Raw genomic sequence first — 12,180 nt, 5'->3', positions numbered from 1 at the left:
TCTCCAGTAAAACATTGCAATTCCATTAATGACGTAGAAGCTATTGGCACTTGCATTGTTATAGAGCCTTCCGTCAGGCCCCAGTTGCAGGCTTTTGACAAGACTGTATGAAAAAGGCTCATAGGCTGTAACCTCTTCCTGAGAATCGACTATCTCCTGGGTGGTGGGCAGAGAGAGATCGAATTGGGTGATGGAGTAGCCACTAACATATAGTTTCGTATTGTCAGGGGAGAAGGAAATGCCATAAACATTCCTTCCTTCAGAGTATAAGTCCAAGTTAAGAGGAGCTAAGCTTAGCGTATTGGCATTAGAGATTGTGCCAGTAGCCGCATCGAAATCAAAAAGCTCAACAACAGCAGTATCAGACCATAGGGCATTGGCTAACTTCTTCCCGTTAGGAGACGCCTTTAGATAGCCTGCAACGCCACGGTCAACTCCTCCATAATCAATTCCTGTACGATAGGTGTCTGGCCCCGAAACGCCAGCCTCAGAAAGTAGGAAAACATAGAACTCATCATTATCCGCACCATGCGAAATTACCCAAAGGTCCTGCCCGTTGGCATGGGGCACAGCCGTCAGCTTTTCAGCTGCGGAGGGCATAAGGCTTATGTTTTTTATGGAAGTTTCGACATCGCCTAAGCCTCCATCAAGGCTCATATTCACAACTGAATATGTCAAGTCGAAGGGAGATGCACTGTGTTGAGGTATAGCATCAATGGCGAAAAGGTAGTATTGCTGTGGGTGATGAGGGAATGGGACAATTAGTGCAGATTGCGTGGAGGAGTAGTGCCCCAAGAGGTTCCTGCCATTAGGCATCACCTAGTGCTGTCGATTCCAGACTTGTATTCCATCAGTGTAGAAAAGAAGCTCACCAGTCCCTGAGTCGGACATAGTGGCACAGCCTTCATGCTGATACATTTCCCCTTCAGTCAATGGCTCAGCATAGCCATTGCTAAAACTCAAACCCGCTCCACTTCCGAAATACCAATTATTAGCTTCCCTCTGGGCGAAAGCCGCCAGTGGTATGAACAGCAGCAAAAGGAGTAGAGCTGACTTCATAGCTTCATGCTTTAGAAGGTATGGGTGTCTTGCGTGCATGCCTCGCACATTTCCTCATACTTTGATCATACAAGATAGGATATTATAACATCTTTCTCAACCCGCACCTTTAAAGTGGAGAGCAGCACAACCTCCTGAAATTACCCAAACCCGTCCCCTCAAGAGGAGTCCATCAGGCGGGTTTCCCCCATAACTGCTTTTATGTTTTTTTAAAGAATTATTCTGGAATGCAGTACAAGCCGTAATTGCTCAATGTTGCTTCGTTGTTGCTAAATAAGCAATTGTGGTAGTTGCTCTTTGTTGCCTCAAGAAAGAGGGCATGAGATTGCAAATTTCAGGGAAAGACCGCTACACTGAGCAACAACTGTCCGCTGTTCAGTCTGATTTTCTTTTGATTCAGCCAATGTCTTCATCATTTTTATAGAACTGCGCCGAATGAAGGGTTAAAAAAAATACATATATTGTATAATCATCAGACGTAAAAAGTCATCACCCTTCCAAAAGCCGTATGGTAGGAAGGCATGAGTGAGACATGAAAATAACCCATGGGAAAAGCTTGTTTGTTAACCCTGCCTTTACTATGTGCCGTTCTATGCAGCTTTGCACAAGAAGCACTGGCCCCCTACAAACTGTGGTACGATAAACCAGCTGCCGACTGGAATGAGGCGCTGCCGATTGGTAACGGGCGCATCGGAGCAATGGTGTTCGGAACACCGGCACGAGAGCATCTGCAGCTAAACGAGGAGACGGTTTGGGCAGGTGAGCCAGGAAATAACATAAACGAGGATATCAACAGCGCCTTGCCTGAAATCCGCAGGTTGATCTTTGAGAGCAAGTATAAGGAGGCACAGGAGCTTGCGCTGGAAAAGGTGCCACGCCAGGCTCCTGCTAACCTGAACTACGGAATGCCTTACCAGCCGGTCGGCGATCTGTTCATCTCTTTTCCCGGGCACGATGCCGCAACAGCCTACTCCCGTGATTTGAATATTGAGCAGGCCATCGCCTCTGTCACATATAAAGTGGATGGGGTGACTTACAAGCGGGAGATGCTTTCGTCTTTCCCTGATAATGTCATCATTATCAGGCTAACCGCCAATAAGCCTAAAAGCATCACCTGTACTCTACGTATGAGTAGCCCGCACCAAAAGTATGAGGTAACGGCAAAGCAAAGTCAGCTGGTTCTAAGCGGTACTTCCGGGGATGTGGATAATAAGAAAGGAAAGGTGAAGTTTCAGGCGCAGGTACAGCCTGTGGTGAGAGGAGGAAAGGTCTCTGCCACGGGCAACACGCTCCAGATTAGGGGTGCCGACGAGGCAACGATTTATGTTTCCATGGCCACCAACTTTAAGAGCTACAAAGATTTGAGCGGCCATGAAGGTGAGAAGGCAGCGCAGCTTTTGGCAGATGCTACGAAGCACAAGTATAAAAAGGCCCGGCAAGAGCACATTGACAGCTACAGAAAGTACTTCGATAGAGTGTCACTTGACCTGGGCGTAACAGATGCTGTGCATAAACCGACGGATGAGCGACTGGCTGCCTTCGCGACGGGCAACGACCCGCATCTAGCGGCTTTGTACTTCCAATTCGGGCGCTACCTGCTCATCTCCAGCTCACAGCCCGGCACACAGCCTGCCAACCTGCAGGGCATTTGGAACGATAAGATTTCCCCGCCCTGGGACAGCAAGTACACCGTCAACATCAACACCGAAATGAACTACTGGCCGGCGGAGGTGACGAACCTGCCGGAGATGCACCAACCGCTCTTCGCCATGATCAAAGAGCTGTCAGAGACAGGCCGGGAAAGTGCCCACAAAATGTACAACGCCCGTGGCTGGAACATGCACCACAACACCGACCTCTGGCGCATGACGGGCCCGATCGACGGTGCTTTCTATGGCCTTTGGCCAATGGGCGGTGCATGGCTGACACAGCACATCTGGCAGCACTACCTCTTTACCGGTGACAAGAAATTTCTGCAGGAAATGTACCCGGTGCTGAAAGGAGCTGCGCAGTTTTATGCCGACGTGCTGCAGGAAGAACCGGAACACAAATGGCTCGTTGTGGTCCCTTCTATGTCACCGGAGAACAAGCACCAAAGCGGGGTATCCATCGCCGCCGGCACCACCATGGATAACCAGCTGGTGTTCGATGTATTCTCAAATATCATTCATGCATCAGAGGCACTGAATACAGACAAACCCTTTGCAGATTCTCTGAAGGCCATGCGTGACAGGCTTCCGCCCATGCAGGTAGGGCAGCACGGGCAACTGCAAGAGTGGATGCAGGACTGGGACAAAACCGGTGACAAACACCGCCACGTGTCGCACTTGTATGGCCTGTACCCAAGCAACCAGATATCGCCTTTTAGCCATCCAGAATTATTCAATGCAGCAAGGACTTCTTTAGTGTACAGGGGAGACAAATCCACCGGCTGGTCGATGGGCTGGAAGGTAAACCTGTGGGCAAGGCTACTGGACGGCAACCGCGCCTATAAACTCATCCAAGACCAGTTAACACCAGCCGGAGACGAGGAGAAAGGAGAAGGCGGCGGTACCTACCCGAACCTGTTCGACGCTCACCCGCCTTTCCAGATAGACGGCAACTTTGGCTGTACTTCCGGCATCGCTGAAATGCTGCTGCAAAGCCATGACGGAGCCATACACTTGCTCCCGGCGCTTCCCGATGCCTGGCAAACAGGTGAAGTGAAGGGCTTGGTAGCCAGAGGTGGTTTTATAATTGATATGAGCTGGGAAGACGGAAAAGTAAAGACGCTGACGGTGCACTCCAAGCTGGGCGGAAACTGTCGTATCAGGTCATCCGAGCAGCTGGAGCTAACGGGTAAGAGTGAGTTAAAGGCAGCGGATGGCGAGAACAGTAATGAGTTTTTCCAGACGGCGATGATCAGGGAACCGTTGGTTGCTCAAGGGAGGGAAACGGCAGGAGCAGCGCTTCCGCCCACACAGCTATTTGACCTGTCAACCAGGAAGGGGAAAACCTACAGCTTCAAGGGATTATAAAGGCAGGTCGCAGACAAGCTGGGTTCCCATTCTGTCCATTCCAGTAAAACTTTGCTTTTTTAAAGCTCATACTGTTTGTTAATAATGAAAAATATGAGCTCATTCTGTTTCGCTGCCTACTGCTTTATGGCTAAAATAAATCCCTCTATTTTCAGGAAAAGCACAAGGTCAACGAACGGCAACTTTGGGGCTAATCTCCAAAAACTGTATCGCAATTCTAGGGCTTTTGAGTTGGGGAATTTCAGGGGAAGATCCAGTGATTGTCAAATTAATGTATAGTATATTCGTTAGCCTCGTTCTGTTTAGCCAACTAACTGTAAAAGGACAAACGGAATAACTCCTTTGATACCGTAGCTGTGTGCGACTGCGCTCAACCATTTGCAAAAAATAACTATGTAGATGACCAGTAACAATCTCGATATTATTGTATAACGTTCGTTAGTTATGCGCAAAAAGTACCACGAATTAGAGCTAACCCACCACGGAAGCGAGTGGACTGTAGAAGAAGATGCTTTGGCTTTTCTGACCGATGCAGCCTTGGTGGGCAGGCACACCCTGTCGCAACAGCACCGTTGGCCAAAAGCCGATACCGACGCGGAGTTGGGGCACAAATTAGGAGAAAGCATCTGGTGGCTTATTGTATTGGCAAACCGCATGGATATTGATGCCAAAGAAGCCTTAGAGCACTTTTTGACCAAAACCGAAAACCTGATAAAATGAGCTATTGCCTGGCAATTGAAGCAATGCAACCAGAGGAAAGAAAGGCATTGCACAAAAGTTACCACGACAACCACTACGGTTTTCCGATACACGATGACAACGAACTGTACGGGCGTTTGCTATTGGAAATCAATCAGGCAGGTTTGAGCTGGGAAACCATGCTGAAAAAAGAGGCCTCTTTCCGGAAAGCGTACAGCAGTTTCAACATCGAAGAAGTTGCCGCCTACACTGAGGAGGACCGTGAACGGCTATTGACAGACGCAGGGGTCATCAGGAATCGCCTGAAGATAAACGCAGCCATTGAGAACGCCAAGGCTGTTTTGGCGCTACAAATTGAGTATGGCTCATTTGAAAAATGGCTGGCCTATCATCACCCCAAACCAAAAGAGGAATGGGTGAAGCTCTTCAAGAAAACCTTCAAATTCACGGGCGGGGAAATAGTGAATGAATTTTTGATGAGCATCGGATATTTACCCGGAGCACACACTGAAACGTGTGCCATATATGATAAAGTATTGAAAGAAAAACCAATGTGGAAGGAAAAATAAAAGCTACAACATATAAACACGACGGCCATCAGCCTAGCGCACCGTTTATACATTGCCTATACATTCTGACCTGTCCTGAAAGTGCTCGATGCTGTAACCGCAGTACTGGGAACTGACGCATACGATCAGTGTGTCAGTTCCCAGTACTGCCGTACACCCGATACTGATGGCCTTTGGGAGTGACACTGGTTATAGGGATGCCTTTGAAACCTTCTTCCTAAGCCTTGTTGGCACCATGATTCAACAGATTTTAATGTACAAAGGACTGACGCGGTTAATTCTGCGTCAGTCCTGTTGCGGTAGCCTTGCCGGCACCTTCCCTTGTTCAGTTTATTATTCTTAGCGAATGGATAAGTCCGTCCTTCAGCTCAAAATGGAAGTCCAGCACGGCAGGACTTCCAGGGAATGAGCCCGAGATCTCCGCCGTAAGAACACTTGTCGGGCCATTCTCCGAAAGGCTGATCGGTTTCATGGCGGTTCTGTATTTTTCATTTGCCTCCGCTGTCCATTGCCTTATTTCATTTCTTCCACTGTAGGCTTTTCCCTCATCCACCACGACGGCTGTCTCGGAAAAACATTTTGCGTAGGCAGCACTGTCGTAGTTGTCCTGTGCCGCTACTAAATCTGCTATAACTTTCGGTAAATTCATCTTTCTCTGTTTTTACGGTATTAAATGGTCGGTATCGTTCCGCCGTCTATGACGTACTCCGTTCCTGTCAGATAATCGGCTCTCGGAGAAACCAGGAAGCCCACCAGTTCGGCGACTTCCTCTGGTTTTGCGGGTCTGCCGATCGGGATTCCACCCAAAGCATCCATCACGCTCTGCGTGGCTTGCTCTACCGTGCTGTTTGAGCTTTCGGCGATCCGTTCCATCATTCTGCTGGAAGAGGAAGTCATAATCCAACCGGGTGAGACGGTGAGCACCCGAACGCCCTTAGGCGCCACTTCGTTCGATAAAGCCTTGCTGTAGTTTATCAGACCGGCCTTGGCCGCCGCATAAGGCAGCGTGGAGTCATACAAAGGGAGCCTGCCCTGAATGGAGGCGATGTGAATAATCACGCCACTGCTGCGTTCCACCATCTGCGGCAGGAACCCCCTGTCCAGACGAACGGGCGCCAGTAGGTTGGTTTGAATGGTCGTTTGCCAGTCCTCATCTGTCAGCACGGCGAAACCGCCGCCCGGGGTTTCGGAACCGCCGAGGTTGTTTACCAGAATATCCAGCCTGCTGTGTACAGCCAAGACTTCCTCCACAACTTTTTGGGTTCCATCGGGCTTGCTTAAATCAGCCGATATGAAATGCAGTCTCCCGTCCGGGTTTTCGGGTGCGTTCCTGGCCGTAATAATTACCGTCGCCCCGGCGTTGAATAAGCGTTCGGCAATGGCTTTCCCGGCTCCTTTGGTACCGCCAGTCACCAGGGCGATTTTGCCTGATAACTCATCGTTGTAATCAAATTGCTTTTCCATAGTCTCTAAGTTTTGGTACAAATATGGAGCGTATGTGTGGGTGCGTCAAGTACGGAAAAATGATTCGCATAGGGATAAATTTGTCCCTTATTGTATGCTTTGGAACATTAAAATAGCTTTGTATCATGTACAAGAGGAAAATACCGCCGACCTTAAACTGTGGCCTTGACCTGATTGGGGAGGTACTTTACGGTAAATGGAAAATCCGTTTGCTGTGGTTCATCAAAGAAGGGAACAAACGCCCCAGCCAGCTGCAGCGGAAGATACCGGATGCCTCCCGCAGGGTTTTGAACATGCAGCTGAAAGAGCTGGAAGAGCACGAACTGATAGCTAAAGTAATTTACCCGGTTGTTCCGCCAAAAGTGGAGTACAGTTTAACCGAGTTCGGGGAGTCCCTGGTTCCTGTCATATCGGCTTTGGGTCATTGGGGCGATATGCACGGAGAGCGACTGCGTTCGGTTATTCTGAAGCGGTCAGAATACCTGGCAGGTCAGTAGCTGTTATTCTGAATCATTAGAGTAAACCAGTCGGGAGCCACCTCCTGGATCGTAACATGCGCCCCAGTAAGGCCTTTTCAACTAAATGCCGGCCTGTTGCCAGTAACATCATTGATACTGTAATTGTATTGAATCTTTTATAAAAGCCATGCCTAGGATATATCTCATTACCGCTCTTTACTTCGCTTTGTCCTTCAACATATGCGCTCAGAACCCAAAGCAACAGCTTAATCTCGACCCAGCGGCACGGGTCTCAGCGGCTCCTGAAAGCGTTTTTAAGATGTTTAGGGAAGCTGGCATGCGTCCATCGAATCATGCGTTGACAGCAGTTGAAAAGGCCAAGGTGGAAAAAGCCTTTGCCGCTTTGCCTCCCCTGCATCAGAAAATACTCAAGGGGCATCTGCATAGCATCAGCTTCATGGACAATATGCCCAACACGGCGCTCACATCACCTGTAGTAACCCCTGACTCCACTGAGATGTACAACATCACTTTCAGGGCGGGAATATTCCATGAGACAATCTCGGAATGGGCCACCCAGAAAGAACTTACCTGCTTTGACCGGTCGGAAAATCCAGGTTACGAAATCAAAATTGAGGCAGGTGGCTTGGATGCTTTTTTATACGTCCTGCTGCACGAGGCCACGCACGTGGTGGACGCGGTATTGGAGATCACTCCGCACCCTAACGACAGAGAGGCACTTGTTAAGCCAACCCCATTCACTCAAAATGTTTGGTATAAAATGAACGTTCCGACCAGTAACTCTACCGATTCACTGCTGGAGAAAACCCGCTTCCGCAGTGGCAAAACGGTGGCATTAGCCTTAGCGCCTGAAATTTACCGGAATCTCGGCAAAACACCGTTTGCCTCTTTGTATGGAATGGCAAGCTGGTTTGAGGACATCGCAGAGCTTGCAAGCATATATCATCTCACGGAAATAATGGATCAGCCTTTCTATATTATAGTTAAAAAGGACAATGAGGAGATATACAGGTTTGAGCCGATGAGGAATAAGCTGGTAAAAAAACGGCTTCGACACTTGAAGGTGTTCTATCGGGTGTGACCTTCCTGCGGCTATGGGAGCGTAGCGCATACACTACTCTTGTCATAGGGGCGTAACAGACATGGAAGATCCGCAGCCGCTGCACCTGGTAGTAGCGCAGCACCAGCTGAAACGACAAAACCGCCCCCTAGGGCGGCCATGCCATGGGAGGGGCTCCTGCTGTTCAACTTGCTAAATTCTCTTGTATCAGCTACCGGTTACAGACTGTTTGGTTCGCCTCCACGGCCAATGCCCGGAAACCGACAGTGGTCGTAGGTCTCGGACATACGCCTTCAAGAGTGGTCTAACCTAACTCTACGGCCAGTTCTAAGAACCTTTATCCGCTTTTATAGCTGATAATTTACCTTGTGTTCAAGATCAGTCTGAAAAACAACGTTCTATAGCAGGTGACCTCCCCCCGAAAAAACAGACCAGTATAAAGTAGAGAAAACGGGCAATAATCGTATAGAACCAAAAGCGAATTGTCATGAGGAAATTAAAGATTACCGAGGCGCAGATTTTCTTCGCTATCAAGCAGTCGGAGACAAGCGTCAAAGTAGAAGAAGTATTTCGAAATATTAGTATTTCAGAGGCCACCTTCTATTATTGGAAGAAGAAGTACGGAGGTCTGCGAATAACGGAGCTCAGGAAGCAGCTTTAGCAGTTGGAGGAGGAGAACCCGCAGCGGAAGCAGCTGGTGATGGATCATATTCTATAAAAGCTAATGCCGCAGAACCGAGAAAGAACACCAAATTACACGGCAAACAAAAACTGCTGTAGCACCTTCTGAAGAGTAGTTTGAAGAGGCGAGTTGAAGAGTGGTAAGTGTAAGGGTAGAAGTATTAGTGTCCGAATAGTGTCCGAAGTAAAAGAAAAAAGGTACTGTTTTAATATCCAATAAACTTTAGAAAAAATTTCCGTATATTTTTACTGACGAAGGAGAGCTTCACTCGAGAGATCGGACGGAAGTTCATCCAGTGTAGGCAGGTCTGTGGATCTGCCTACTTTGTTTTCAAAGACTTCGTCTTTGTGACGAAGGAGAGGCTTCCTCTCCTGATCTCCGGAAGTTAGGCTCCTGTCCTGAAAGAGCGTACCGCTTTTCCACATCGAATAGATGAGCAGCAGCAGTTTGCGCTGCAGGCTCACCACGCCCACCATCATACTTGTTTTCCCGGAGTTAATGCGCTGGTAAACTGCCCGCAAGGCAGCGTTATGCTGGCTGGCCACCAGGGCCGGGAAGTAAAGGGCTGCCCGGATCCTGCTGTTACCTTTCTTGGAGATCTTGGTTTTTCCCTTCACGCTGGTGCTCGATTCCCTTTCCACCACATCAAAGCCAGCGTAGCTAGTGAGTTGTTTAACGTTGTTTATGAGGGCAAAGCCCTGAGTTTCTGCCAGTACAATAGCCAAGCTTATAAGCCCTATTCCTTTGATGGTGAGAAGCCTGCTGACTTTCTCCTGCAACCAATCCTCCTTTTTGAGCACAGCCTTTATCTGAGCCTCACATTTGGCTATTTCAGTGTCAAACTTTTTTATCATCTCCTTGTGAGACCTGAGAACAAATGCCTGGGGCTCATGCGCCGAGAGCAAGGCATTAAGCCGATTAAGAAGCACTGTCCGCTCTTGCTTGAGATCGGTGTAGTGCCTGGTCAGTTCCCGCAAGGCTTTGAAAACTGGGGCTGGTGGTTGCCAAACAGGGAGCTGACGTTCGGCCCCCAGCTGGGCGATGACTCTGGCGTCTATACGGTCTGTTTTGCTTTTGATGTTGAGGCTCTTGCCAAAGTGCTTGACTTTGTTGGGCAGTAGAACAGAGACCGTCTGCCGGAGTTTGTGGAGTTGGTAAGCTAAGGGCTCATAATAAATACCGGTGGCCTCCATCACAAACGCTACTGGTAGGCTGGCGCTGGACTGTTTGCGGGCCCATTTGAGCAGTTGATTGAAGCCCCTGGTGCTGTTGTCAAAGCTTGCCACCTGGGAAAAGCATAAGCCGGACTGGGGGAGAATTTGCAAACGCAGGCAGTGAAGTCCTTCTTGGCGATGTCAATGCCCACGCACTGTCTTGTAACTTGTTCCATAGCATGAGTGGTTAAAGTAAGCGACCTTCTTTCTCCCTCGTCTTGCCTTTTGTCTTACACCTGCTTATCCATGTCGATAGCCCTAAGTACTGTTCAGACTCTCAGAGAAAAGGTAAAGGGGAATGGAGCTTCCTTTTTTACGGTATAGTACTGCTGACTTACCTAGTCTCCAGCCTCTCATTCCCTTTGGTCAATGCACCTAGTCTAACTACGATAAAAGGACCATTTTCAAAACTCCTATAAAAGTAAAAGTCTCCAGTAAAACATTGCAATTCCAATAGCTGTTAGCTCTGAAAACTATAATGGCCTTTATAAACCGGTTGGTCTAACCTTTTAGTTCTTGATCCAATAAATGTTCGTTTTCTGCTGATTATTTAGAAGTACCTGCTTCTGCCAACACCAAAAGGAGCACTTTCTTAATAGCTGTATTTGCCTCTTCGTTTTGTAGCCACCATTCGTTTAAAGAGTGAGCACCTCCCGCTTTACCTCCCGCTCCAATAGTTACTGCCGGGATTCCTTTTGAAAAGGGTATATTAGAGTTTGTAGAGCCCACACCTAATCTTGGCTCTGCATGCAGATACTTACTGGTCGCCATTGCTCTTTGTATCAGTGCAACGCCCGGGTCAACATCTCCGGCTGGACGATCTCCTATCATCTCTACTTCTACCTCCAGGTCAGGACCGATGCGTTTCATTTGATTTTCTTCCTTCAGTGCCCGCTGTACAGCAGCTTGTAGCAACTGATCAATACCTGCTACCCTTTCAGGACTTTCAGAACGCATGTCTACTTCCATCCAGGATTCAAAGGGAATAGAGTTGACAGAGGTGCCTCCTCCAATTACTCCGACATTATAGGTGGTGCGTATACCTTCTTTAGTAAACTTATCAGCATCTACAATAAAATAATGTATCGCTCTGCTTAAGGCATTATGCGGATTAACTAGCCCGAAAGCACCGGAAGAGTGCCCTCCAGGACCTTTAAATTTTACACGATAACGGTGAGAACCTAAGCCACGATGTGTAACACGATTGACACCGCCGCCTTCAACGGCAATGTAAGAATCAATTTGTGGGCCATTGTCACGAAAGAGGTGTTTAACTCCGCGCAGATCACCAAGCCCTTCTTCGCCAACAGCACCTATAAACAGTACATCTGCTTCTGTTTCTATATTCGTTTTTTCAATGGCTTTCAACACTGCTAACACTACAGCAAGCCCTCGGGTATCATCTCCGACACCAGGAGCATATAATGTATCTCCTTTCTGTTTTACCTTTACTTCTGTTCCTTCCGGAAAAACAGTATCTAAATGTGCTTCTAAAACAACTGTTCTACTTCCTGTTTTACCTTTTCTTTGGCCTATTACGTTTCCAACTTCGTCTATCCATACAGAATCAATACCAGCTGTTTGAAGCATCTGTGCATACTTCTTAGCGCGTACTTCCTCTTTGAAAGGTGGAGCAGGTATTTCTGTTAAGGAGATATGGTCCTGCCTTGTTTCTGCTTCTAGTTCAACAATAGTTTGTAATGCTCTTTTTACAGCCGGAAGCTTTGCCAGTGCCTTGATTTCGTTTTCATACCGCTTCTCAATAACCGGAGGACTATTCTTTGTCTCTTCAGAATTTATAAACCGACCTTGTGCAAGAGATGGTTGTGGAATATTGAAGCTCAACGCTGCTGGTAAAAGCCCAAGCAGTATCCATTTTATTTTATTAGACATGATGGTTGTAAGATAGACAAGTGGATTATAGTATAATAGATAAG

11 protein-coding genes and 3 pseudogenes are annotated in these 12,180 nt (G+C 48.0%); 6 read left to right on the top strand and 8 right to left on the bottom strand.

What is annotated here, in order from left to right; genetic code table 11:
- Positions 1 to 816, bottom strand: a pseudogene (locus LN995_RS19965) (hypothetical protein); the annotation flags it as partial.
- Between the two features lie 3 nt (positions 817 to 819).
- Positions 820 to 1,059 (bottom strand): hypothetical protein, encoded by a 240-nt coding sequence (locus tag LN995_RS19960; protein ID WP_229962857.1) that lies wholly within the window; start codon positions 1,057 to 1,059, stop codon positions 820 to 822.
- Positions 1,060 to 1,604: 545 nt separating this feature from the next.
- On the opposite strand from LN995_RS19960, the gene LN995_RS19955 reads away from it, so the two are divergent.
- The 3 genes from LN995_RS19955 (at position 1,605) to LN995_RS19945 (ending at position 5,344) form a co-directional block, all read left to right on the top strand.
- On the top strand, positions 1,605 to 4,076 hold the full coding sequence (locus LN995_RS19955) for a glycoside hydrolase family 95 protein (RefSeq protein WP_229962856.1): 2,472 nt from the start codon (positions 1,605 to 1,607) through the stop codon (positions 4,074 to 4,076).
- A 444-nt stretch (positions 4,077 to 4,520) separates the two neighbouring features.
- On the top strand, positions 4,521 to 4,796 hold the full coding sequence (locus LN995_RS19950) for a nucleoside triphosphate pyrophosphohydrolase family protein (protein ID WP_229962855.1): 276 nt from the start codon (positions 4,521 to 4,523) through the stop codon (positions 4,794 to 4,796).
- Positions 4,793 to 5,344 (top strand): DNA-3-methyladenine glycosylase I, encoded by a 552-nt coding sequence (locus tag LN995_RS19945; protein WP_229962854.1) that lies wholly within the window; start codon positions 4,793 to 4,795, stop codon positions 5,342 to 5,344. The genes LN995_RS19950 and LN995_RS19945 overlap by 4 nt, the downstream gene beginning before the upstream one ends.
- A 325-nt stretch (positions 5,345 to 5,669) precedes the next feature.
- Here LN995_RS19945 and LN995_RS19940 read toward each other — a convergent pair whose 3' ends face one another.
- Together LN995_RS19940 and LN995_RS19935 are read right to left on the bottom strand one after the other, a co-directional pair.
- Positions 5,670 to 5,993, bottom strand: a complete 324-nt coding sequence (locus tag LN995_RS19940; protein ID WP_229962853.1) for a nuclear transport factor 2 family protein — start codon at positions 5,991 to 5,993, stop codon at positions 5,670 to 5,672.
- A gap of 20 nt (positions 5,994 to 6,013) precedes the next feature.
- A complete protein-coding gene (locus tag LN995_RS19935; RefSeq protein ID WP_229962852.1) occupies positions 6,014 to 6,808 on the bottom strand; it encodes an SDR family oxidoreductase in 795 nt (264 codons plus the stop codon).
- A 125-nt stretch (positions 6,809 to 6,933) separates the two neighbouring features.
- Here LN995_RS19935 and LN995_RS19930 point away from each other — a divergent pair, with 125 nt between their 5' ends.
- The gene (locus LN995_RS19930; RefSeq protein ID WP_229962851.1) at positions 6,934 to 7,305 is read left to right on the top strand and encodes a winged helix-turn-helix transcriptional regulator; all 372 of its coding nucleotides are present in this window, start codon (positions 6,934 to 6,936) and stop codon (positions 7,303 to 7,305) included.
- 253 nt (positions 7,306 to 7,558) lie between these two features.
- Here LN995_RS19930 and LN995_RS19925 read toward each other — a convergent pair whose 3' ends face one another.
- Positions 7,559 to 7,711 (bottom strand): hypothetical protein, encoded by a 153-nt coding sequence (locus tag LN995_RS19925; protein ID WP_229962850.1) that lies wholly within the window; start codon positions 7,709 to 7,711, stop codon positions 7,559 to 7,561.
- A gap of 12 nt (positions 7,712 to 7,723) precedes the next feature.
- Here LN995_RS19925 and LN995_RS19920 point away from each other — a divergent pair, with 12 nt between their 5' ends.
- Both LN995_RS19920 and LN995_RS19915 read left to right on the top strand, forming a co-directional pair.
- Positions 7,724 to 8,368, top strand: a complete 645-nt coding sequence (locus LN995_RS19920; RefSeq protein WP_229962849.1) for a hypothetical protein — start codon at positions 7,724 to 7,726, stop codon at positions 8,366 to 8,368.
- A gap of 466 nt (positions 8,369 to 8,834) precedes the next feature.
- Positions 8,835 to 9,005 (top strand): annotated as a pseudogene (locus tag LN995_RS19915) (transposase); the annotation flags it as partial.
- A 269-nt stretch (positions 9,006 to 9,274) separates the two neighbouring features.
- Here LN995_RS19915 and LN995_RS19910 read toward each other — a convergent pair.
- The 3 genes and pseudogenes from LN995_RS19910 to LN995_RS19900 form a co-directional block, all read right to left on the bottom strand.
- The gene (locus LN995_RS19910; RefSeq protein ID WP_229962847.1) at positions 9,275 to 9,883 is read right to left on the bottom strand and encodes a transposase; all 609 of its coding nucleotides are present in this window, start codon (positions 9,881 to 9,883) and stop codon (positions 9,275 to 9,277) included.
- 96 nt (positions 9,884 to 9,979) lie between these two features.
- Positions 9,980 to 10,315: pseudogene (locus LN995_RS22215) on the bottom strand (IS110 family transposase); the annotation flags it as partial.
- A gap of 474 nt (positions 10,316 to 10,789) precedes the next feature.
- Positions 10,790 to 12,136: a M20/M25/M40 family metallo-hydrolase gene (locus tag LN995_RS19900; RefSeq protein ID WP_229962845.1), complete on the bottom strand. Its 1,347-nt coding sequence runs from the start codon at positions 12,134 to 12,136 to the stop codon at positions 10,790 to 10,792.
- Positions 12,137 to 12,180: the final 44 nt, after the last annotated feature.

Source organism: Pontibacter silvestris, assembly GCF_020907275.1.
Lineage (GTDB): Bacteria > Bacteroidota > Bacteroidia > Cytophagales > Hymenobacteraceae > Pontibacter > Pontibacter silvestris.
Note: the sequence above shows the minus strand (reverse complement) of the source record. Positions and strands in the feature narration are given on the sequence as shown.